Annotated in this window: 28 protein-coding genes and 1 riboswitch; of the genes, 22 read left to right on the plus strand and 6 right to left on the minus strand. The window is 48.5% G+C overall.

Translation table 11 applies throughout. The features are described 5' to 3' along the window. The first annotated feature begins 4 nt into the window (after positions 1-4). The 5 genes from spoVAD to ATH33_RS04845 all read left to right on the plus strand — a co-directional run bounded on the left by spoVAD (position 5) and on the right by ATH33_RS04845 (position 3967). On the plus strand, positions 5-1042 hold the full coding sequence (gene spoVAD, locus ATH33_RS04825; protein WP_037995595.1) for a stage V sporulation protein AD: 1038 nt from the start codon (positions 5-7) through the stop codon (positions 1040-1042). Beyond that, positions 1042-1710: an SGNH/GDSL hydrolase family protein gene (locus ATH33_RS04830; protein WP_037995593.1), complete on the plus strand. Its 669-nt coding sequence runs from the start codon at positions 1042-1044 to the stop codon at positions 1708-1710. Before spoVAD ends, ATH33_RS04830 begins: the two co-directional genes overlap by 1 nt. Before the next feature lie 67 nt (positions 1711-1777). After that, on the plus strand, positions 1778-2629 hold the full coding sequence (locus ATH33_RS04835) for an SPFH domain-containing protein (protein ID WP_037995592.1): 852 nt from the start codon (positions 1778-1780) through the stop codon (positions 2627-2629). After that, entirely contained in the window at positions 2626-2814 is a 189-nt protein-coding gene (locus ATH33_RS04840; RefSeq protein WP_037995590.1) for a type II toxin-antitoxin system antitoxin, read from the plus strand. Before ATH33_RS04835 ends, ATH33_RS04840 begins: the two co-directional genes overlap by 4 nt. 67 nt (positions 2815-2881) lie before the next feature. Then, positions 2882-3967 (plus strand): S8 family peptidase, encoded by a 1086-nt coding sequence (locus ATH33_RS04845; RefSeq protein WP_049720448.1) that lies wholly within the window; start codon positions 2882-2884, stop codon positions 3965-3967. Between the two features lie 2 nt (positions 3968-3969). Here ATH33_RS04845 and mgtE read toward each other — a convergent pair whose 3' ends face one another. Next, on the minus strand, positions 3970-5319 hold the full coding sequence (gene mgtE, locus ATH33_RS04850; RefSeq protein ID WP_037995589.1) for a magnesium transporter: 1350 nt from the start codon (positions 5317-5319) through the stop codon (positions 3970-3972). A gap of 278 nt (positions 5320-5597) precedes the next feature. Here mgtE and ATH33_RS13550 point away from each other — a divergent pair, with 278 nt between their 5' ends. Together ATH33_RS13550 and ATH33_RS13555 are read left to right on the plus strand one after the other, a co-directional pair. Then, positions 5598-5747: a hypothetical protein gene (locus tag ATH33_RS13550; protein WP_156473329.1), complete on the plus strand. Its 150-nt coding sequence runs from the start codon at positions 5598-5600 to the stop codon at positions 5745-5747. A 114-nt stretch (positions 5748-5861) separates the two neighbouring features. After that, complete coding sequence (locus ATH33_RS13555; RefSeq protein ID WP_156097737.1) at positions 5862-6011, plus strand: hypothetical protein; 150 nt, start codon at positions 5862-5864, stop codon at positions 6009-6011. A gap of 45 nt (positions 6012-6056) precedes the next feature. Here ATH33_RS13555 and ATH33_RS04865 read toward each other — a convergent pair whose 3' ends face one another. Then, positions 6057-6395 (minus strand): protease complex subunit PrcB family protein, encoded by a 339-nt coding sequence (locus ATH33_RS04865; RefSeq protein ID WP_170151235.1) that lies wholly within the window; start codon positions 6393-6395, stop codon positions 6057-6059. 204 nt (positions 6396-6599) lie between these two features. Here ATH33_RS04865 and ATH33_RS04870 point away from each other — a divergent pair, with 204 nt between their 5' ends. The 9 genes from ATH33_RS04870 to ATH33_RS04910 all read left to right on the plus strand — a co-directional run bounded on the left by ATH33_RS04870 (position 6600) and on the right by ATH33_RS04910 (position 14553). Beyond that, positions 6600-8258: a DNA repair helicase XPB gene (locus ATH33_RS04870; protein ID WP_121874164.1), complete on the plus strand. Its 1659-nt coding sequence runs from the start codon at positions 6600-6602 to the stop codon at positions 8256-8258. Beyond that, positions 8258-10096: a helicase-associated domain-containing protein gene (locus ATH33_RS04875; RefSeq protein WP_170151236.1), complete on the plus strand. Its 1839-nt coding sequence runs from the start codon at positions 8258-8260 to the stop codon at positions 10094-10096. Before ATH33_RS04870 ends, ATH33_RS04875 begins: the two co-directional genes overlap by 1 nt. 18 nt (positions 10097-10114) lie before the next feature. After that, entirely contained in the window at positions 10115-10546 is a 432-nt protein-coding gene (locus tag ATH33_RS04880; protein ID WP_049720444.1) for a YlbF/YmcA family competence regulator, read from the plus strand. A 190-nt stretch (positions 10547-10736) separates the two neighbouring features. After that, the gene (locus ATH33_RS04885; RefSeq protein WP_037995578.1) at positions 10737-10973 is read left to right on the plus strand and encodes a YlbG family protein; all 237 of its coding nucleotides are present in this window, start codon (positions 10737-10739) and stop codon (positions 10971-10973) included. Positions 10974-11070: 97 nt separating this feature from the next. Then, positions 11071-12291 (plus strand): MFS transporter, encoded by a 1221-nt coding sequence (locus tag ATH33_RS04890; protein WP_037995576.1) that lies wholly within the window; start codon positions 11071-11073, stop codon positions 12289-12291. Between the two features lie 96 nt (positions 12292-12387). Beyond that, entirely contained in the window at positions 12388-12852 is a 465-nt protein-coding gene (locus ATH33_RS04895) for a zinc ribbon domain-containing protein (RefSeq protein ID WP_037995575.1), read from the plus strand. Positions 12853-12866: 14 nt separating this feature from the next. Further along, on the plus strand, positions 12867-13226 hold the full coding sequence (locus ATH33_RS04900) for a YkvA family protein (protein WP_049720443.1): 360 nt from the start codon (positions 12867-12869) through the stop codon (positions 13224-13226). A 245-nt stretch (positions 13227-13471) separates the two neighbouring features. Continuing rightward, complete coding sequence (gene minD / locus ATH33_RS04905) at positions 13472-14272, plus strand: septum site-determining protein MinD (protein ID WP_037995574.1); 801 nt, start codon at positions 13472-13474, stop codon at positions 14270-14272. Between the two features lie 29 nt (positions 14273-14301). Then, positions 14302-14553, plus strand: coding sequence for a cell division topological specificity factor MinE (locus tag ATH33_RS04910; RefSeq protein WP_131470915.1), 252 nt, complete (start codon positions 14302-14304; stop codon positions 14551-14553). Between the two features lie 39 nt (positions 14554-14592). On the opposite strand, the gene ATH33_RS04915 is transcribed toward ATH33_RS04910, so the two are convergent. Then, positions 14593-15426 (minus strand): hypothetical protein, encoded by an 834-nt coding sequence (locus ATH33_RS04915; protein WP_037995570.1) that lies wholly within the window; start codon positions 15424-15426, stop codon positions 14593-14595. 297 nt (positions 15427-15723) lie between these two features. Between ATH33_RS04915 and ATH33_RS04920 the strand changes: the two genes are divergently transcribed. Next, positions 15724-16164, plus strand: a complete 441-nt coding sequence (locus ATH33_RS04920; RefSeq protein ID WP_037995568.1) for a hypothetical protein — start codon at positions 15724-15726, stop codon at positions 16162-16164. Between the two features lie 55 nt (positions 16165-16219). Here the strand turns inward: ATH33_RS04920 and ATH33_RS04925 are convergent, their stop codons facing one another. Beyond that, on the minus strand, positions 16220-16438 hold the full coding sequence (locus tag ATH33_RS04925) for a hypothetical protein (RefSeq protein ID WP_037995567.1): 219 nt from the start codon (positions 16436-16438) through the stop codon (positions 16220-16222). An 11-nt stretch (positions 16439-16449) separates the two neighbouring features. Then, positions 16450-16605 (minus strand): hypothetical protein, encoded by a 156-nt coding sequence (locus ATH33_RS13560; RefSeq protein WP_156097736.1) that lies wholly within the window; start codon positions 16603-16605, stop codon positions 16450-16452. A 258-nt stretch (positions 16606-16863) separates the two neighbouring features. Here ATH33_RS13560 and ATH33_RS13565 point away from each other — a divergent pair, with 258 nt between their 5' ends. Both ATH33_RS13565 and ATH33_RS04930 read left to right on the plus strand, forming a co-directional pair. Beyond that, positions 16864-17031 carry a hypothetical protein gene (locus ATH33_RS13565; protein ID WP_156097735.1) on the plus strand — a complete coding sequence of 56 codons (168 nt, stop codon included), beginning with the start codon at positions 16864-16866 and terminating at the stop codon, positions 17029-17031. A 140-nt stretch (positions 17032-17171) separates the two neighbouring features. Next, a riboswitch (SAM riboswitch) is annotated at positions 17172-17278 on the plus strand. Between the two features lie 81 nt (positions 17279-17359). After that, entirely contained in the window at positions 17360-18676 is a 1317-nt protein-coding gene (locus ATH33_RS04930; protein WP_242062473.1) for a Na+/H+ antiporter NhaC family protein, read from the plus strand. A 296-nt stretch (positions 18677-18972) separates the two neighbouring features. Here ATH33_RS04930 and cas6 read toward each other — a convergent pair whose 3' ends face one another. Further along, a complete protein-coding gene (cas6, locus tag ATH33_RS04935) occupies positions 18973-19719 on the minus strand; it encodes a CRISPR-associated endoribonuclease Cas6 (RefSeq protein ID WP_062843104.1) in 747 nt (248 codons plus the stop codon). Positions 19720-20020: 301 nt separating this feature from the next. On the opposite strand from cas6, the gene ATH33_RS04940 reads away from it, so the two are divergent. The 3 genes from ATH33_RS04940 (at position 20021) to ATH33_RS04950 (ending at position 21682) form a co-directional block, all read left to right on the plus strand. Further along, complete coding sequence (locus ATH33_RS04940; protein ID WP_037995564.1) at positions 20021-20320, plus strand: EthD family reductase; 300 nt, start codon at positions 20021-20023, stop codon at positions 20318-20320. A 129-nt stretch (positions 20321-20449) separates the two neighbouring features. Then, entirely contained in the window at positions 20450-20869 is a 420-nt protein-coding gene (locus ATH33_RS04945; RefSeq protein WP_049720439.1) for a PaaI family thioesterase, read from the plus strand. 27 nt (positions 20870-20896) lie between these two features. After that, positions 20897-21682 carry an enoyl-CoA hydratase-related protein gene (locus ATH33_RS04950; protein WP_037995562.1) on the plus strand — a complete coding sequence of 262 codons (786 nt, stop codon included), beginning with the start codon at positions 20897-20899 and terminating at the stop codon, positions 21680-21682. The last annotated feature ends 20 nt before the right edge of the window (positions 21683-21702 follow it).

Below are 21702 nucleotides of genomic sequence, written 5' to 3' on the forward strand. Positions count from 1 at the left end.
GGAGATGGAATTGAAACAAAGTAAATTAATCGGACAGAGTACATGGAGCTTTTCCGAAGACCTGTGTGTGCTTTCCAGTGCAGCTACGGCAGGCCCCATGGAAGGCGAAGGGCTGTTGAAGGATCGTTATGACAAGGTGTATTCCGATTTATACATGGGAGAAGAGACATGGGAAAAAGCCGAGCGCAAAATGTTGGAAGACGCAGTGCAAATCGCCATTGAAAAAGCAAACCTGACCCCGGAGCAAATCAATTTCTATGTGGCAGGCGATTTGTTAAACCAAAACATTTCTGCTTCCTTTTCCGCCAAAACAAACCAAATTCCCCTGCTGGGAGTGTACGGCGCCTGTTCCACTTCCATGCTTTCGTTGTCATTGGCTGCTGCTTTGGTGGACGGGGGATATGCCGATTATGCCGTGGCCGGTGTCAGCAGCCATAACTGCACGGCCGAAAGGCAATACCGTTATCCGACGGAATACGGAGGCCAAAAACCGGATACGGCTCAATGGACGGTCACCGGCGCCGGAGCTTGTGTTGTCGGGAAAGGAAAGGGAACAATCGGGATTCGCTATGCGACCATTGGCAAGGTGACGGATTTGGGTGTGAAAAATCCGTTTGACATGGGATCAGCCATGGCCCCGGCCGCGGCCAAAACGATTCAAACCCATTTTAAAGACACAGGCCGGACGGCGGATGATTATGATTTGATCGTCACCGGGGATCTGGCCAGTGTGGGATTACCCATAGCCAGGGAACTGTTGGAGAATGACGGTTACAACATGGGAGCCAAATTCAAAGACTGCGGTTTGATGATTTATACCCAGGATCAGCAAACCTTTGCCGGGGGAAGCGGGTGTGCCAGCAGTGCGGTGGTGACTTACGGTCATTTATTGAAGGCGATGGAAGAAGGAGTGTATGACCGGATCCTGGTGGTGGCGACCGGAGCCTTGCTCAGTCCGGTTTCTTATCAGCAAGGCGAAGCGATTCCTTGCATTGCCCATGCCGTTTCATTTGAAAGGCGAAATGAGAAGGGAGGGTCTTGATGCATAATGAACCACCAGCCGCCGTTTCTTATTTGGCCATCGGGGATTCGTTGACGGAAGGAATCGGGGCAAACAGTCCCCAACAACATTTCGTGGCCCAGCTTTTCCGTTATTTAAGGCATTCCGATCACTGCCACTTCCGTAATTGGGGGATTTCGGGAATGACTTCCACCGAGTTGTTGCAGCTGGTGCAACATTCGGCTTTCCAACGACTCCTCCCGCGTTTGACCCACTTGACTGTGACCACGGGGGGATGCGATTTTATCGAGCTGTTTGAAAAAGGAAAGCTGACCGTCGGGGAAATCCTGAAATCTTCCCGCATGGTGCAAAGAAATGTCCGGCAAATCCTTTCATTGATCCGGCGGCAAAATCCTCGGTTGACCGTTTATCTGTTGGGATTTTACATTCCGTTGCCGGCATATGAGATGGGGATCGAGCAGGCGCAGCTCTTTGTCCAGATGTTGAACCGGGCGTATTCGGGTTTGTGCAAGCGGTTCCGAGTGAATATGGTGGATCCGTATCCATCGTTTTTAAACCGCAAAGAGTATTTTGCCGATGAAGTGCATCCCAACCAAACGGGTTATGATGAGTTGGCCCGGTTATTCATCCAGTCGGCCAAGCAAAGTCCTCTTCAGAATCCTGGGGAAATGAGCAAAACCATCTCTTAAAAAGGGGGGGTTTTTTATTTATCATAATGATATCATTTAGATAACAAATCAATTTCGAGGTGAAGGTATGAATCAATCACGGGAAGTTGTTACCTGGAAAGTGAATGGATTTTTGATGCTTTTGGTTCACTTGGTATTACTGGTTGCCGGAGCAGTGTTGGTTTTGGCAGGCCATTTGCTTGGTGTCATTTTGTTGATTCTGTTTTTCGTCACTTTGCCGGGGTACACCCTCATTCAGCCGAACGAAGCGCGTGTCTTGCTGTTTTTTGGGAAATATGTGGGCAGTGTCCGGGAAGACGGGTTTTTCTGGCTCAATCCGTTTGCTGCCAAAAAAAAGATCTCTTTACGCGTCCGGAATTTCCAAAGCGATAAGTTAAAAGTGAATGATGCCGACGGAAATCCGATTTTGATCGGAGCGGTGATTGTCTGGCGGGTCGTCGATTCAGCCAAAGCATTGTTGGATGTGGAAGATTTCGATTCTTTTGTTGCGGTGCAAAGTGAAACGGCCATCCGGGCCATTGCCAGCCGTTATCCGTATGACCGCCAAGACGATGCGGAAATCTCTCTGCGTACGGCCACCGACGATGTGACAGAGAATTTGCGGGAGGAATTGGGGAAACGTTTGGCGATTGCCGGGGTGGAAGTATTGGAAGCGCGGATCAGCCATTTGGCATATGCCCCGGAAATCGCCCAGTCCATGTTGCGCCGCCAGCAAGCGCAGGCAGTCATTGCTGCACGCAAGCAAATTGTTGAAGGGGCCATGAGTATGGTTGAAATGACGCTGTCCCATTTGGAAAAACAGGGTGTGGTTCAACTGGATGAAGAAAGAAAAGCGGCCATGGCCAATAATCTGATGGTGGCGCTGGTTTCGGAGAGTGAATCCCAGCCTGTGATCAATACAGGCACCCTGTACTCATGAGCAAAGAAAAAAAGCGTTTCCTTCTCCGGCTCGACCATGCACTTTATTCGGCTTTGGAAAAATGGGCAGCGGATGAGTTTCGCAGTGTGAATGCACAGATCGAGTTTATTTTAAAACAAGCCGCGAAAAAAGCAGGCCGGTTTCCTCCGGAACCAAAGACCGGGAAGAAGGAAAATAAACTATAACGCTATGAATCTCGTCTATACCAAATCACCCCTCGATTCATAACTAGAATCAAAGGGGTGATTTTTTATGAGTGCCAACTATCACTTGTTGCTACGCTCTCCTGCCCATTTGAAAAAAATCAAAGCCGCGGGAGGAAACATCCTGTTTGTTGGAAAATACACGCCGGCGGTGATTGTGTCATTCAAACATCCCGACCAGGCCCGGAAAATTGCCAATAGTCCGGAATTGATCGGCATTGCCAAAGATCAGTTGTTAACCCTCCCGTATTATAAGGTCAACAAGGTGATCAAAGCATCGGCCGTGCCTTATCCCGAACACAAGATGATGAATCAACAGGTGTTGACGTGGAATATCGCCCGCGTGATCGGAAAACGCCGTTTAAACAGCGGATCGGGCGTCCGGGTCGGTGTCATTGACACGGGGATTGATTTTCATCATCCCGATCTGGCTTCCAATGTGAAAGGAGGAGTCAACATTCTGTCTCCTTCTCTGCCGCCGATGGATGAAAACGGTCACGGAACACACATTGCCGGCATCATCGGTGCATTGAACAATCATTACGGTGTGGTGGGAGTGGCTCCGAAGGTTTCGCTTTATGCCATCAAAGTACTCAATGCATCGGGAAAAGGGACGATTTCCAATTTGATTCGCGGTGTGGAATGGGCGATTGCCAACCGCATGCATATTTTAAACATCAGTATCAGCGGGGGAAAGTTGACCACGCCTCTGTTGGATTATGTTCTTCAAGCGGCGGTCAAACGCGGGATTCTGGTGGTGGCTGCAGCCGGAAACACCGGAACGCCGGCGGGGACGGGCGACACCGTTTCGGTTCCGGCGCGGTTGGCCCCGGTGATTTCGGTGGCGGCATTGAACCGGAATAACGGGCGCGAACCTTACTCCGCGACGGGAAAGGTGGATTTGGCCGCACCGGGATCGCAAATATTGAGTACCTACTCGTTACGCCGGTTTGCGATCTTAAGCGGGACATCCATGGCCGCCGCCCATGTCAGCGGGGTTTTGGCCATTTACCGGGCGGCTTATCCGCGGATGGATGCGAACGAGCTCAAAAAAATGGTTTTTCAGCGAGCCATTGATTTGCCGCCGGCAGGTCCGGATCCCTGGACCGGAAGAGGATTGGTCCGCGCATTGTGAGATCACATGAGGTATTGCAGAAAAAGGGTGGCGAACCCGAAGTAAATCATCAGGGAAAAGACATCGTTTAAGGTGGTGATCAAAGGGCCGGAAGCGGTTGTCGGGTCTATGCCGAATTTCTCCAAAATCAGGGGGACGAAGGTGCCGACCATGGTTCCCAAGATCAGGGTGAAGAAAAGGGAAAGCCCGACGACCAACCCCAGCTGAAAACTTTTCCAAATTCCGATCGCCAAGGTGATAAAAACACTGCATATCAAGCCGATGATCACACCGGCAATCCCTTCCTGACGGATGAATTTCCGGAAGTGATCCGGGGCGGGTTGATCCTTGGACAGGGCCCGGATGGTCAAAGCCAGCGATTGCGTCGCTGCATTTCCGGTCATCCCGGCGACCATCGGCATAAAGAGCGTCAAAACGGGAAGGACTTCAATGGTGCTTTCAAACAAGCCGATTAGATTGGCGGTGAGGATGCCGATTCCGAGTAAGATGATCAGCCAGGGAATCCGCTTGCGGGCGGAATCAAAGGGATCTACAAAGTCCGTCGGTTGGACGGCTGACAGTTGTTCCAAATCTTCCCGGGCTTCTTCGATCAGGACGTCGATAATATCATCCACGGTGACAATGCCCACCAGTTTTTTGTTTTGATCCACCACGGGCAGGGCCAGAAAATCATATCGGCTCAGGATCCGCGCCACTTCTTCCTGATCCATGTCAACTGGAACTGAAATGACCCGTTCATTCATGATCCGGTCGATTTTTTCGTGGGGTTCACGGATCAAAAGGTCCCGCAAGGAAAGAACGCCGATCAGCCGGTGGCGGACATCGGTCACATACAAATAATAAATCGTTTCGGCAGCAGGGGCGATTTCCCGCAAAAAACGCAATGTTTCTTCCACTGTATAGTGGGAGAAGATTTGGACGTATGCATTGGTCATCAATCCTCCGGCCGTGTCTTCCGGATAATGCAGCAATGCCCGAACCTGATCGGCTTCCACTGTTTTCATCTCTTTTAAAAGCAAAGTGGATTGGGACAATTCCAGTTCGCTGAGCAGATCGGCGGCATCGTCGTTGGGCATGTGGTCGAGTACTTGCGCAGCTTTTTTTTGACCCAATGCGGCAAGGACTTCCTTTTGTTCCTGAAGGTCCAATTCTTCCATGAGAAGGGCGATTTCTTCCGGCTGCAACAGGGTGAGCAGGCGCCTTTGATAAATATTGCTCAATTGGAAAAACAGGCGGGCCAGATCATACGAATGCAATTTTTGGATCATGGCCCGAAAACCCGTTTGATCCAGGTTTTGCAAGTAAGTCAACAGTTGCTTTAAATCTTTTTGTCCGATTGGTTGATGATCCATGATGGATTTCCCCTTGTCATAAGCCAAGCTTGTGTTTACATAAATTGAAACTGACGTGACAAAAAAGGAGGAAGTTCAATATGTACCCTATGTTTTACCCTCCGTTCAGACATGGTTATGGCAGTCCCTATTACCCGTTCCCGGTTTATCCCCCGGGCACCGGTTGCGGCTGCGGAGGAGGCCGTTACGGCGGATATATGCCGGGTTACTCATACCCCTCCAACCCTCCGTATGGAGGAGCTTATGGTCCGCCTCCTCAATCCGGGATGTCATATCCTATGTTTCCACCAGATGACCAAGGATATCAGTGGCAATGGCAAAGGCCGCGCCGGAACAACCCCCGGGCCTGGGAATCGCCCGAATCCCCGGAATCCCCTTGGTTCCGGGCTTATCAGAATCAGGAAAAAAACGAGAAGGAAGAAAAGTGACCCGACCGGGTTTTCCCTTTGTTTTATGCAAAGGGAATTTTTTTTGGAAAAAACAAGATCATTGAAAACCAAACGATACGGACACACTACGGACAGAAGGAGGGAATGGAAATCATGAGAATGCCGGATGTGATTCGCGAACCGGAAATTGCTCAGCCCCGACAACCGGAAATCATGACGCCCCGGGATCCGGAACCCGAAAGAAGAGAAGAACCGCACGCTCCCGACCGGAGTCCGGAACGGGTCAAAGAACCGAAACAATAAGAAAAAACGGAGCTTGTCAAAATGATTTGACAGGCTCCGTTTGATTTAAAGCCAATGAACTTCGGCGTGTTCCACATGATTTTTGGGTTCTGTGACAATAATAACGGCAGGATAAGTGATCACCTGCGCTTGGAAAGAATCCTTGGACGGTTCGTGTTTTTGCGCATGAACCACCAGTTTGTTGCCCTTTTGCTCCACTTTTTTCACGTCAATTTTATAGCCCGCCGTCGGCTTTTCTCCCAAACCTAAAATGACATATTTTTTGGAGTCGGCTGAAAGCAGACGGATGGATTCCCCGGGGGATTGCAGCGATTCTTGAGCTTGGTTTTGAAGTTGAGACGGCACCTGTTCCAAAGAGACGACTTGAAAAGGGATTTCTTCCATGACCGTTCCTCCCGTGTCAGATTCTTGACCGAAGGTTGAGCAACCGGCCAGCAAACAAAAAATAAAAACGGAGACAATGGATTTGAAAGTGTGCATTGGTTTTTCACCCCACAATTGCTTTTATGGGATAGACGTTTTTTTATGACCGGGAGTTTCAACATTCTTTCAACCGGTCACCAATTCGGGGACAGGAGGTGAAAAGGGTTGGCTTTCAAACCATTGATCGTCAGGGACAATGGGATCATTCTCGCAGAAAAACGGGCTCCGGGAATTCAGGATGTGATTCAAAAACTGGATCAGTTTGCCCGGTGTGTCAAAGAAACGGATGTTTTGTACACGTACCGTTGGGATGAATGCTCCCTGTGGCAAGCCGCCGCCGACGGATCCGATCCGGACAGCCTCGTGATGTGGCTTCGACAACATGCCAAATTTCCGCTTTCTTCCGGACTGGTGCAAAAAATAAAAACGGAAATGAAACGTTTTGGTTTGATCCGGTTTGAGAAAGACAGCAAAGAGACGTTTCTTTTGATGTGCCCGGAAGAAAAGATCATTCGACGCATCAAACAATTGTCGGAGATTATGAAATGTATTCTTCAAAAGAACAAAAATACCCTTGTGATTCCGATGGAATATCGGGGATTGCTGAAAAAGAAATGTGTTGATTGGGGTTATCCGCCTTTGGATGCCATCGGCTCTTCCGAAGGAGCACAGCTTTCCCTGCGCTTGAAAACCCACCCTTCTTTTCCCGGATTGCGTCAATACCAACAACAAGCGGTGGATGCTTTTTGCCATCCGGAGCAAAGCTGGCGGACAAGCGGGGTGATCCTGTTGCCGTGCGGCTCGGGAAAAACCGTGGTGGGCCTTGGCATTATGGAAAAGATTCAAAAAGAGACGCTGATTCTGACCCCGAATGTCACCTCCTGCCGACAATGGATCCGCGAATTGAAAGAGAAAACCGACTTGCCGGAAGAATGGATCGGAGAGTATACATCTTTAACGAAAAACATCGCCCCGGTCACGGTCACCACGTACCAAATGTTGACCAAAAGAGACGGAAAAACGGGTGCATTTTTGCATATGCACCTTTTTTCGAAAAGAGATTGGGGACTGATCATTTATGATGAAGTGCATTTGTTGCCGGCACCGGTTTTTCGGGTCACCGCCGGCTTGCAAGCCAAAAGGAGGCTCGGGTTGACAGCGGCATTGATCCGGGAAGACGGTCGGGAAAAGGATGTATTTTCGCTCATCGGGCCGGTGATTTATGCTTCCCGGTGGAAAGAGATGGAGGAAGGGGGATGGATCTCGGAAGCGGTTTGCCATGAGGTGCGTGTTCCGCTTTCCGACTCACTGAAAGAGGTTTACCAAACCGCCGAAAAACGCCACCGGTACCGCCTGGCCGCGGAAAATCCGCTGAAACAGGAGGTCTTGCAAGAGATCTTAAAAAAACATCAGGGCGAGCAAATTTTGGTGATCGGCCAGTATGTGGATCAACTGAAAGCTTTGGCGGAGCGTTTTGACGCCCCGCTCATCACCGGTTCCACCCCGCAACCGGAACGGGAAGAGTGGTACAGGAAGTTTCGGAAAAAGGAAATCTCTGTTTTATTTGTTTCCAAGGTGGCGAATATGGCGATCGACCTGCCGGATGCGAAAGTGGCCGTTCAAGTGTCCGGAACGTTTGGTTCCCGCCAGGAAGAGGCCCAACGTTTGGGGCGGATTTTACGGCCGAAAGCAAACGGACAAAAAGCTTATTTTTATCAGCTGGTCACCCAGGACACCGTGGATCAGGAATATGCATGGCAACGCCAAACCTTTTTGCGGGAAAAAGGGTACAACTATTTCGTCGTAAAGTGGGGGGGAACATAATGATGCGGGTGAGAGAGCTCCGGTATTGTTTGACTTCCTTATCCGACGCGGAACGAAAACAGATTGCAAACGCGCTGGATCTTCAAGAAGAGTCATTGGCTGCGATGGAACAGAAACTGACCGATCCCGCTTATTATCAGGATTGCCTGCAAAAGATGGACCGAAAAACGTACCGGTGGTTTTGGTCGGTCTTTTTGAAGAAGGGAAAAATAAAAAAACAAGCCCTGCATCAGGAAAAAAACCTGCCACTTTCCAAAGTGGAATATCAGCATCTGCTGGATGCGGCTTGCGGGCGGGGATGGATTTATTGCCTGCGGAACCGGCATATGGAGCGGATGTATTATGTGCCTTGGGAGATCCGGGTGGCCTGGGCCCGGTCCATTTCTGTCGCTCAGTCTCTTCGCCCATTGGATGAAGAACGCGTCATTCCTGTCCAATCCAATCCTTTGAAAGCAAGCCAGGCCTTTTTTCACTTTTTGACATCGTTAAGCCATGAACCTTGGCTGTTGAATCGGACCGGCCATCTCTCCAAAAAAGATCTGAAAAAAATGGATGTCGAGTTGGATTTGGACGACGTTCATGCATCCTGGCCCGGCTGGTCCGGTTTTCTGCTGGAAACCGCCCGTTTGCTCGGATTGGTCACAGAGACCAAAAAACATGTTGCCGTTCATCAAACAAGGTGGAAAAGCTGGCTTTCCACCCCTTGGCCAAAAAGTGTCGGCCAATTGTATGATGCCGTTCGCCATGTCCTTTTGAAAGATCACCCGGAGCTGGACGGATTCTGCTTGATTTTGGAACAATTGCCGGCCGGAACGTGGTGGGGATTGGAACAATTCTGGCGCCGTCTTAAAACGGAGGTGCCGCTGAAGATGCCGTTTCAATTCATCAAACGGTTGCAAGAGGGGTTTATCACCCCGATGGCTTGCATGGGCTGGTTGGAGTCGGGCAGGACGGAAAAAGGAGAAACTTGTTTCCGATGGATGTCTTATCCCCCCAGGGAGTGGGTGGATCCAGGCGAAATGCCGGTCTATGTCGATCCAGCACCGGAAGTTTATGTCCCGTTTCATTTTCCGTGGGAAAAGCGTCATGAACTTTCCTTGTGGGCGGATTTTATGGGCGGGGATTACATGCTTGTGTACGAGATCAACGAAAGGTCATTGGTCAGAGGGCTCCAATACGGACGGACGGTGGACAAGATTCTGGAAAAACTGGAAGCATGGGCGGGGGAAGTTCCGTCTTCTGTTACGGAAAGGCTCCTTGATCTCAAAAAAAGAATCGGTGCCGTCACCCTGTCAACATGGACGTGCCTGAAAATCGAAAACGATGACGTGGCAAAAGATTGGCCGGAGCGGTTGGAAGAGGCCGGCTGGGAAGTCAAAAAACTGAACGGGTCCGAGTATTTTATCAAAGAAACACCAGGGAAAGTCAGGGCCTGGCTGAAACAGCAGAACCGGGAAGCCATCATGGAAAAAAAGGAATGGTCTGGTAAAGCCGAAAACCTGGAAACCGATTTTGAGGGCATCCGGGATTGCCGGGTCGAAGTTCCGAAACCGGAGCCTGTTCCTTTGCCCAAGGCTTGGTTTTCCGGGCTCAGACCATATGGAATCAACATGGCCAGGGAAATGGTCCGGCAAAGCATTTCTCACGGATTGCCGCTTTTCATGGAGCATCAGGGGCGAAAAATGGAAGTGTACCCGGAACATTTGCGTTATGAAAATGGCAAATGGATGATGGAGGCGCTGGTTGGAACCGAGCGAAAAAACATTCATTTGGGTGAAGTGGAAGCTTTCCAGATGTTGCCCTCTCCTTCTGTATCGCGGGAAAATCCATTACAATAAAAAGGAGGAGGGGTGTTCATGGAAACACTGGACATGGCGACCATACTGCTTGAAGCATATCAATTGGCGGATAAAATCAACGAATCGCCGGAAGTCGAAGAGTACCTGCGGACCAAACGACGGCTGAGTGAAGATCAGGAAGCGCAAAAATTGATCCGGGAATTCCACAAAGTGAAGGATCAGTTTGAAGAAGCCCAGCGGTTTGGCATCTTTCATCCCAATTATCACGAGGCCAAGGAAAAGGCGGTGAAGTGGCAGGAGAAATTACGGAAACACCCGGCCATCCATTCGTATTTGTTGGCCGAGGAACAACTGGACCGGCTGTTGCATGAAGTCTCCAGGACCATCGCACATGCCGTGTCCGAATCCGTGAAGGTGCCGGGCAATGATCCGGTTTTCCCAATCGGGGCCAAAGGTTGCGGCGGATGTGCAAGCCACTCTTCCTCTTGATTTTATCCCTTGTTGAAATAGAACGAGCCGGCAGAGAAAGCGCCTTTGGGTTTTTCTCTGCCTTGTTTATATTTGGTGTATTTCGCGCATTGAATAATTGTTAACAGAGTGTTAACATGATATTAGGCTGTTTTTTTATCCAAACAATGGCGCCCTCCGGACACGTTCCGAAGAAAAGGAGTTACCAAGCATGAATATTGCGGAAAGATTAGGTTTGGCTGTTTGGGTCAATGATCTGAAGTCAGCCCGTTCGTTGGGTCGCATGGGAAACATTCATTACATTTCCAAACGATTAAAGTACGTTTACCTTTACATTGATGAAAAATCTGCGGATCAGGTCATCCACCGCATTGAGCAATTACCGTTTGTAAAACGCGTTGAAAGATCGCAAAGAAGGAACATTTGCCTTGACTTTCATAAATCATGATGTCCATACTTTCATTTCTGTCACATCCAGTGACAGTTTTTTTGTTGTCTGTTATTTCGTATTTCGAAATTTACCATGTCGGAAGGAGTAAGAGAAGATGCCGGTCTGGAAGCGAAACATGTATATTTTGATGGTGTCGCAGTTTTTGGTTTTAGGATCGATGACCATGATCATGCCATTTCTTCCGCTTTATTTGAAAGAACTGGGCATGACGGATCCCAAGCAAGTCCAATTATGGGCTGGCTTGATTTTTGGGATCAACTTTTTGTCCCAGATTATTGTCCAGCCGATCTGGGGGAATCTGGCTGACCGGTACGGCAGAAAAATGATGATCTTGCGTTCCGGGTTTGGCATGTCGGTTGCCATCTTTCTCATGAGTCTGGCCACATCCCATTGGCAGCTTTTTTTCCTTCGCCTCTTAAACGGGATGGTTTCCGGGTTTATTCCGGCCTCGATTTCATTGATGGCGACCAACTCCCCGAAAGAAAAAAGCGGTTATGTGTTGGGGATGTTGCAAGCCGGGGCAACCGCAGGATCCATCATCGGTCCCTTTATGGGCGGGGTTTTGGCCGAGTTGGTCGGATACCGGAATAACTTCATTCTCACGTCTGCCATGTTGCTGACTGCGTCGTTGGTGGTTTTGTTTGCGGTCAAGGAAGAGAAAAAACCGGATCCTTCCGTCCAGCCGAAACAATCGGTTTTGAAGGACGGTCTTTTTGTGCTGAATCAGCGCACGTTGCTGCTTCTTTTCGGAGTCGGTTTGTTGTTGCAATTTGCCAATGTCGGCCCGACACCGCTGATGTCTTTGTTTGTGGATGAATTGGGAGCGCACGGGCACGTCGCCTTTTTTGCCGGATTGGTGACGGCGATGACAGGCGTTTCCAACATGCTGTCTTCCCCGATATTGGGCAGAACCGCCGACCGTTACGGGTCAGACCGTGTTCTTTTTATGGCTTTGATTGCTTCCGGACTGCTGTTTATCCCGCATATGGCGGTCACCAACATTTGGCAGCTGTTGATTCTCCGTTTCTTGTTGGGGCTTTGCGTCGGAGGATTGTTGCCTTCGCTGAACACATTGATCCGCCGTTTTTCGCCCCCGGGAAAAGAAAGCACCGCATACGGTTTTTACACCAGTGCCAACAGCATCGGCAATTTGCTCGGTCCCATCTGCTACGGCGCCATGTCAGGATGGTTTGGTATCCGTGGCGTTTTTCCGGTGACCGGCCTCATTTTGATCCTGAATGCTTTTTGGTTTAATGCGGTGATGCGCAAGAAAGTCCGGGATCCCCATTCCCGCAAGGCGGCCAAATCGGCCTGACAAAAAAACGAATTTGGAGGTTTTGGCTTGTTTCTTTCCGCCTCTCTTCCATACAATAGATAAAGCAATGATGATTTTTTGTGAGGAGAGATTCTGTTGAACTTTTTTCAGGATTTGAAGGAAAAACTGGAGAAAAGTGTGGAGACGGCCGGCCAAAAATCTCAAAAAATGTTGGAGATGAGTCGCTTAACACTTCGGATAAAAGGGAAAAAAGAAGATATCGAACACGAGGTCAGCAAACTGGGATGGCAAGTCTATCGCCACTGGGAGGAACATGGGAATCTCGAATTGACGGACAGCATTGTCCTTTCTTTGGAATCGATCCGGGATCAGCAAAAACGGCTCGAAGCGTTGACCAAAGAGCTGGAAGAGTTAAAGAAAAAGGAGATTGTTTCCCGCAAGGAAGCCGAACGGGTTCCTTTGGATTTGGCATCGGACGAGGCGGAGGGGGGGAAACCGGAAGCATTGGTGTCTTCCGTAATTTACATCTGCCCTTTTTGTGCCCGCCAAATCGCTCCCGATGACCAAAGCTGCCCCCATTGCCAAAAACGCTTCTATTGAGGAGAGGAGCATCCATGAAGCAAAAAAATAAAATCATCGCCATGCTTCAGGTGTTAAAAAAAGAAGCAATGACAAAAGAGGGAGAAAAAAAGATCATTGACCAGTTCAACCGCAAAGTGGAAAGTGTCGGCGGAATTCAGGCATTGATTCACAAGTTGAAGGTCATGTACCATTATTTCCGCGATCCCGGCGTCAGTATGAAGAAAAAAGGGTTGGTGGGAGCGGCCCTTCTTTATTTCATCCTGCCGACCGATGTGATCTTTGACTGGTTGCCGATGGTGGGATATATCGATGACATGGCGGCCGTCTTGTTTGTTTGGCGTTTTTTATCAAAGGAACTCGAACGGTTTGAACAGGGAAAAGAACTGAATTAGCCAACTGATTCCAAAAGTAGGAAATCGGCAGAGACATTTTTTGCCAAGAAGCTGATTTCTTACTTTTTTTATTCTTACAGTTTTGCTACAATAAATGGAGAATATTGTAGATCCGGTGGCATTGACAGACTTTCTTCGACAAAAAAAGGATCGGATTGGTTCGATAATTTTAATGGATAGAAAAGGATAAGTGGGGAGAAAAGTTGAAGCGGAGTACATATGAGGGCGAGAAAGGGGAATCGATGATGAACCACAGGTCTGTGGCGATTACAGTGACAAGCGGCAAAGGAGGCGTCGGCAAGTCGACGACCGTTGCTTCACTGGGATTGGGTTTGGCTCAGTTGGGTTATAAAGTTTGCCTGGTGGATACCGATATCGGATTGCGCAAGCTGGACTTGATGCTGGGTTTGGAAAACCGGATCGTCTATGATCTGGTCGATGTGATCGAAGGGGTAAGCAAATTGCGCCAGTCCCTGGTTCGCCATAAAGAGTACAATCAGCTCGCGTTGTTGCCCGCGGCGCAAACCAGGTACAAGGAAGAGGTTTCACCTGAACAGGTTCAAGCGCTTGTGAATGAGTTGCGGAACGAATTTGACTATATTTTGATCGACTCACCGGCAGGGATCGAAGGAGGATTCCGCAACGCGATCGCTTCCGCGGACCGGGCCATTCTTGTTGTCAATCCGGAGATTCCATCTGTCAGGGATTCGGACCGGGTCATTGGTTTGTTGGAGTCGGCGAACATCCGGCAAATCGACTTGATCGTGAACCGGGTGCAACCCGGAATGGTCAGAGACGGGGACATGTTGAGCGTGGAACGGGTACAAAGCCATCTCGCCATCAATCTTTTGGGCATTGTTCCGGAGGACAAACGCATCATCCGTTCTTCCAACACCGGGGAGCCGGTTATTTTGGATCACAAATCGTTGGCCGGGAAAGCGTTTGCCAACATTGCCCGCCGGTTGATCGGAGAAGAAGTGCCGTTTTTGGAATTGGAGTCTTCCACGATTATCACCAGGATCAAGAGGTTGTTTCATATCGCTTAATGAAATTTGAGGTGACAAGGATGGCTTTTTTGAACATGTTTAATCGGGATAAGGATGAACCAACGGCCATGACGGCAGATGATCGGTTGTCATTGGTGCTCAGCTATCAACGATCGGACATCAACGAACAAAAGCTCAAAGAGTTTCGCGCACGGCTGATCGAGTTATGCGATGATTTTGGTTACGATGTGGTCGGACAAGTGGTGGTGGTTCCGCAATCCAAAGAACGAACGACCATCATCAATGCAAGCATTCCGGTGAAATTGAAAGGCCAGGTATAAGTAAAAGCACGGACCGGTGCGGGTTCGTGCTTTTTCTTTTTACAAGAACTTGTGATTGATCAGGTGTTTTTCCAAAAACTCGATAATATGGCTGGGAAAAGCTTTGTCTTCCGTCAAGGTGAACATGGCCACCGAAACCCGGGTGGTCCCGTATGTACGCATGAGAGAGAGTAATTTGGATTTCGCTTCATTGTTGGGGCGCCCGTATTTTTTTTCAAAAGCTTTTAAGACCAGCTCTTCTTCTGGTGTCAGAGATGATGCATGATCCGTCCTGTCATCGGAAGGAGTGATTAAAGATTGTTGATATGTATGCATTTGATGAAAAGCAGATGTCAATTGTTGATTGGTTCCGGAAAGATCCTTGGATGGGACGGGAAAGGACTGGTTCACCTGTTGCAGTGACGGATGAAACGGCCAATCATGCAATTGCCGGCGGCGCCGGGGTCTTTGCACGGGAAGGTGTTTGAATTTTTCGGGATGTTTTCGCCTTAAGGTATAAATCCGTTGGTAGATGGCTCCCTGGGTACGGGAAAGTTTCTTTTCCAGTTCGCTGATCGCGGCAGAGAGGGACTTTCCTTCTTCCAAATATTCATTGACGGTTTCAATGACCAATTCTTCTTCTTCTTTTTCCCAGCTGTTCAGGCGGTTCCCGCCGTCCGGCGAATTTTCTAAAGAGTGAAAACGATCTGGATATTCCGACCTCAGCTTTCTTACGTGTGACATCACTCCGGAATATCCGCGTTTTAATTGTTCAGACAGTTCTTTTAGAATTTCCCGTTCTTTTTTACCTTCTTTTAAACCTTTATTCATTGTTTTTATAATCAACTCGTTTTCTTCTTCGGTATATTTCCCTTTTTTTGTTTCAAAAAACATTCGGTGCAAACTCCTTCCGAAGATAATTTTCCTTAAAATCTTTACTTATAAATATAACAGAAAAGCCGTAATCTTTTCCACTGCCCATTTTATAAGCAAGGGTAATTATTAATGTTTAACAAGGAACCGGGCTTGTTTTTTCGTTCACAGACCAGAAAATTTAAGGAAATCCATCTGAAATTATATAATAAAATCATTTTCTTGGCGACGGAGGTATGAAAACTGGGAATTTTGCCCATAACCCTTATTAAGAGAGAAAAAGAATAGGTTGATATGAACGATGAAAGGGGCGGAGTAATGACACTGTTGTCGATTCAAGAAATCAGTTCTCTTTTATTTTCACGTCATAGAATCAAAACCCAACGAGATTTAAGCGACCAGGAACTCCCCCATCGCCATTGGAATGAAACCGAACGTGCCGCATTGGTGATTTTTTGGGGGTTATTGATTTACCCGAAGCTGGATCCGGATTTAAGAGAAGAAAATGAGTCAGACGCGGTACATATCAAACGGTTTATCAATATATTTGAAAACTATTTGGGAAGTGCCGGACGGTGCCGTGAAGTGTTGGAAAAACTGAAGGAACATGATTATATCCGCTTTCGCGATGAAGAATGGGTGGTTCCCGGAACCGGATTGTTTTCCGCTGTCGATGCGGCCAAAATGTACCGGTATTTTCGTTCATCGGTTTTGTCCCGCAAGATCTTCCAACTTCTTTATCCGGATCAACATGTTTGAACAGACAATTCCAAAAAATGACCCCAGTAATTACTTTTCAAAGTAATAGCTGGGGTCATTCTTGTTTTAAAGATTCAAGAAACAAACGCAAGGTTTTTCGCTGATCGGGTGATAATTCCAAAGCAACACGAATAAGATGTTGAATGTCGTCGGGCAGATGGTGGATAAACGGTTGTTCTTGCCCGAGTTGATTAATGAGTTGCTCGATTAAATTGCGCGATTCGTTAATGTGCTTGTAGGTTTCGATCAACAGCTTCTCTGTTGGCTGGCTCATTGCAATCCATCCTACTCTTTGACGGAATGAAGGATCTCATCAATTTCTTTTTTGATATAGATCAATTCTTCATGGCTCAATTTATGCAGGTCACGAATCATCATCTCGAGCTTCATGGAGCGGAATTCTTCCAGAAAAGACGGCATATATTGTGGTTGCATGGACATACCCGTTTACTCCCTTCGGTTTATCAATCTGTGATGGGTCAGGTTTTCATTCTATCAAAAATTCGACGCAGGTCAACATCGGTTTTTGACCTTGTCCTCTGTTTTTTGTCAGCTTTTTGCCGGGATGTTTCCTTTTTTTCTTTCAATCAGACAAACCCTTTGGTAATTTAGACAAAATTTTGGGTTTAATATATTGAATAACGGGTAATAATTTGTTGACTCTCGTCAAACCAAATGAAAAGAATTGAGGTGCTTCGCATGATCGAACAGTTAAAAGCACTGGAAGAGCGTCTCTATTCCGTTCAACAAGAATACTTGCTGGCAAAAGAAAGACATGAATTTTTGGCACAATATGATCTTTACGAAGAGTGGAAACAATTGAAAAAACAACAGAGCGAACTGAAGTCACAGTTAGGGCTCAATTAAATGATAAATGGCAGAAAACAGCCGGCGAATCCAGCCGGCTGTTTTCCATATTTTTTAAGCATCCAATCAATTGACAAACAAAGGATTGCGTATTATGATGTCAAAAGATCATTCATGACATCGAAATCCAACACCCGATCTTCTTATCCAGAGAGGTGGAGGGACTGGCCCGATGAAACCTCGGCAACGGGCTCTTCGGAGTACTGTGCCAATTCCAGCAAGCGTTTTGAAGCTTGGAAGATAAGAAGAGGTTTTCAATAACATGGAGACAGAAGACCTCTTCGTATGCATCGAAGAGGTCTTTTCTTTTAATAAAGGGGAGAGACGATTGGAAAACAGAGAAAATCCATGGGCTTTATTGCCTTTTGCCGTGTTTTTGATCTTGTTTATTGGTGTGGGGGCTTATACCGGTGATTTCACCAAAATGCCGGCCATCATTGCCGTGATGATTGCATCGGTGTTGGCCTTGTGCATGCACCGCAAAGAGTCGTTGGCATCGAAATTGCAACACTATTTTCGTGGAGCCGGCCATCCGGATATCATCATGATGATCTTGATCTTTTTGTTGTCCGGTGCCTTTTCGGCAGTGGCCAAAGGCATGGGCGCCGTGGATTCCACGGTCAACATGGCCCTGAACCTTTTGCCGGCCAATTGGTTGATGGTCGGACTGTTCGTGATCGCCTGCTTCATTTCGTTGGCGATGGGAACATCGATGGGAACGATCGTGGCACTCGCGCCGATCGGGGTCGGAATCAGCCAACAGGCGGACATTGCACCGGCCTTGTCCATGGCGGTGGTGATCGGGGGAGCCATGTTCGGGGATAACTTGTCCTTTATCTCCGACACCACGATTGCAGCGGTCAGTACCCAAAAGATCCGGATGAAAGACAAATTTAAAGCCAACTTTTTGATTGTGTTGCCCGCCGCCATCTTGACCGCAGCGATTCTCTTCTTTTTCACGGGGGGCGGACAAGGCAGTGTGGCCGGCGGTCAAGACTTCTCCATTCTCCAGACACTGCCTTATATCGCCGTGTTGATTACGGCCTTGCTCGGGGTTCATGTATTGATCGTTTTGATCTTGGGCATTGTTTTTGCTGGAGCCATCGGACTGTTTGAGGGAAGCTACACATGGCTTTCCTTGGTGAAACATGCCGAAGAAGGGATCACCGGCATGCAATCCTTGTCGATCCTGGTGCTGTTGATCGGCGGGATGGTGGAATTGATCCGGCATTACGGGGGCATTCAGTTTTTGTTAAATTTGTTGACGAGCAAAGTGCGGACGAAAACAGGGGCGCAGTTCGGCATTGCCGGTCTGGTGAGTTTGACCAACCTGTGCGTGGCCAACAACACCATCTCCATCATCATGACCGGACCGCTCGCCAAAGAGATTTCGGACCAATACGGAATTGACGGACGGAAATCGGCCAGCTTGTTGGACATCTTTTCCTGCAGTGTACAGGGACTGATCCCGTACGGGCCGCAAATGTTGCTTGCTGCAGGGATTGCTTCCATCTCGCCGGTCAGCATCTTGGCTTATTCCTATTATCCGGCTTTGATCGCCGTTTGCGCCGTATTGTCCATCCTGTTCCGCTTTCCGCGCTTAAAAGCCGTGCCGGTCAGCCATCAGGAAGCAAAAGCAAGTTGAAATCAGAGAATGAAACCAGGGGAAAACGCCCCTGGTTTTTTATTTTTTGCTCCATATTATATATGAAACTGACCAGCCGGCTGGCTGTCGGTTTGGGCAACCCGCATCCGACAGAAAATGGATTCACCTTTTATCACATATATCATCAATGTCCTTTAGGGTGATTACTACCGAAAGGGTGTTGATCCGATCGATTCTTATTCCTAATGAAAACCGGCGCATACAGGGTTTGCGGCTCGGGCTCGGGCCAAAACTTCCAATGGTTATGGCCGGTTTGTTGAAAATCCCGTTTACGATCAGGACAGGGGTTCCAACATGCCAAAGCCTTGATTGGTATAACTCCCGATTCCCGCTTCCATTGCCACTTCCTGAATACGGGGGGATGCATGGATTTGCAGAGGCATTTGGTATCCTTTGGTCTTTTTTCCTTTGATGTCGATCAAAGTGGCAGCTTGTTCAAGGCGAAAGTGTCCGGGATTCAGCAAACGGATGCGAATGGGAGCCGGGTTGGAGTCATCCACTCCCCATTTCAATTTGGCCCAACGATGGAGGGATGTTCGAATTTGGTCATAAAAATCGCTTTCCAGCGGATGGCAAAACACCAACTTCCCTTCTTTGCGGACAGGAAACACCACTGGCCCCAAACAACGATAATTCATGACAGATTCGAAACGGGGCCGTTCCTCAAAATGAATCGAGTGCAAAGGAAAACGGTGTGAAAACAGTTGTAAATGGTTGAGTGCTTGGATGCCTTGGCAGAGTGCTTGCAACAAGGGAGGATGAATCGAATCCACTTTCCATGTCGCTTTTCCCTGTACCCGCATTTGTCCGGGGGATTTCCGGCAATGGTCAAAAGCGAGGGGGGAAAAAACGAACGGCTTGTATTTTCGTCCTTCATAGGGGATGCCTTCCTGATGCAACCACTCAGCCAGATCCGGATCCGCCATCCTGACGGCGTGGTAAAAGTAACTCATCAGGGCATATGGATAATGGTAAGGAAGTGATGTTTCCGCCGGGATCTCAAACACAAATCGAATTCGCATCAAATCGCTCCTTTAATAGTCTTCTTTCACTCTAGCAAAGGAGGAACAGGGCGAACAAGACAAGATGAAGTTGGGTCATAACCATCCGAAACCGGAGCCGGATGAAACGCTGCAAAAAGTGGTTAATCGGCTGAAAGAAAAGGATGATTGAAGTGAATATTCTAAAATGAAAGAAAAAACTAATTGACTGAAAAGAGACTGAAAGTTTATACTTAATTTTAGAGCAACGTTTTTATAACGTTATATTAAATTATGTTATATGGAGAATAACCCAAAACATTAAGGGGAGTGAAAATTCAAAATGGTAAAATTAATTGCGATTTACCGTCAGCCGGAAGACAAGGAGAAATTTGACGAGCATTATTACAATGTCCATGCTCCGTTGGCTGAAAAGATGCCGGGGCTTATCAAACTGGAAGTGAATAAAATTTACGGTTCTCCGGCCGGGAAGAGTGACCTGTATTTGATGGCCGAAATGTATTTTGAAACCAAAGAGGCGTTGAATGCGGCACTGGCATCCCCGGAAGGAAAAGCGGCTGGCAAAGATTTGATGACGTTTGCCGGCAAACTGGTGCAAATGCATTTTGCCGAGGTGGTGTAACAGGCGGCATGATGTCAACCGTGTGTGCATGCGGTTGGCGTCCCTCCAACATGAATTCATAGTATTCAGATCGGTTCGTGTATCGTTGTTTGAAAGCGCTACCGAAATGATGCGGACAGGTGGTTTGAGATGAAAAATGTAAGTGAGCATTCCACAAACGAAACGGTGATCAATCGTTTTAACCATGCCCTTGGCATTGAGATCGAGCAGTTGGATGAAGAAGGATGCACGGCATCTTTAAAAATCCGCCCGGAATTTTACAACAGCATGGAGGGCGTGGTGCATGGCGGCGTGACGGCCACGTTGGCTGATGTCGCTATGGGGCACGGGGCGGCTCCGCCTGTCAACGGTTTGCAACAATGCGTCACGGTGGAAAGCAAAATCAATTACCTTGCACCGGCAAGAGGCGACCGTTTGATTGCCGAGGCCAAGGTGATCAAAAGGGGATTGAAGATCATCGTGATGGAAGCCCGGGTCAGGACCGGTGACAGAAAGCTGGTGGCGGTCGCGGTTGGCACGTATGCCCGCATCCAGCCCAAACATGAATGAAAATTTTCACTCAAGGAGCCATGCATGATGGGAAAAGAAACGGTATTGCTGGAGAAAGAAGGCTATTTGGGGATCATCCGGCTGAACCGCCCGGACCGGATGAATGCCTTGGATTACTCCACCTTGGTTCGGCTCGGGGAAGTGATTGGCGAACTGGAACAGGATCTCAAAGAAACCCGGGCCGTCATCGTGACCGGAGAAGGAAAAGCGTTTTGCGCCGGAGCGGATTTGAAAGAGCGGAGAACCCTGAATGAACAGCAAGTCCGCCGCAATGTGAAAAAAATCCGGGAGGTGTTTTCGGCACTGGAGAGGCTTCCGCAACCCACCATTGCCGCCATCAACGGACATGCTTTTGGCGGAGGGTTTGAGTTGGCACTGGCATGTGATTTCCGGTTTGCCGTACAGGAAGCCAGGATGGGACTGACCGAGGTCAGTCTGGGGATCATTCCGGGAGCCGGCGGAACACAGCGGCTGACGCGGTTGACCGGCCTGGCCAGGGCCAAGGAACTGATCTTGACCGCCCGGAAAATCACGGCAAACGATGCGGAGGAATATGGCATATTAAACGGGGTTGCCGAAAACCGCGATCATCTGTTTAAGCTGTGCCGTTCCTTGGCCGGTGAGATGCTTTCCAACGCCCCGCTGGCGGTGTATCAGGCGAAATATGCCATCGACCGGGGAGTCGGGTTGGATCTGCAAAGCGGATTGGATCTGGAGTCCAAAGCGTATGAGGTGTTGATCCCCACCAAAGACCGGGTGGAAGCGTTGGAAGCATTTCGTGAAAAAAGGAAGCCGGTGTTTCGGGGAGAGTAACCGTCGGCCTGGCCGAAAGG

Origin of the sequence: Thermoactinomyces vulgaris (assembly GCF_003688725.1) — a bacterium.
GTDB classification, from domain to species: domain Bacteria; phylum Bacillota; class Bacilli; order Thermoactinomycetales; family Thermoactinomycetaceae; genus Thermoactinomyces; species Thermoactinomyces vulgaris.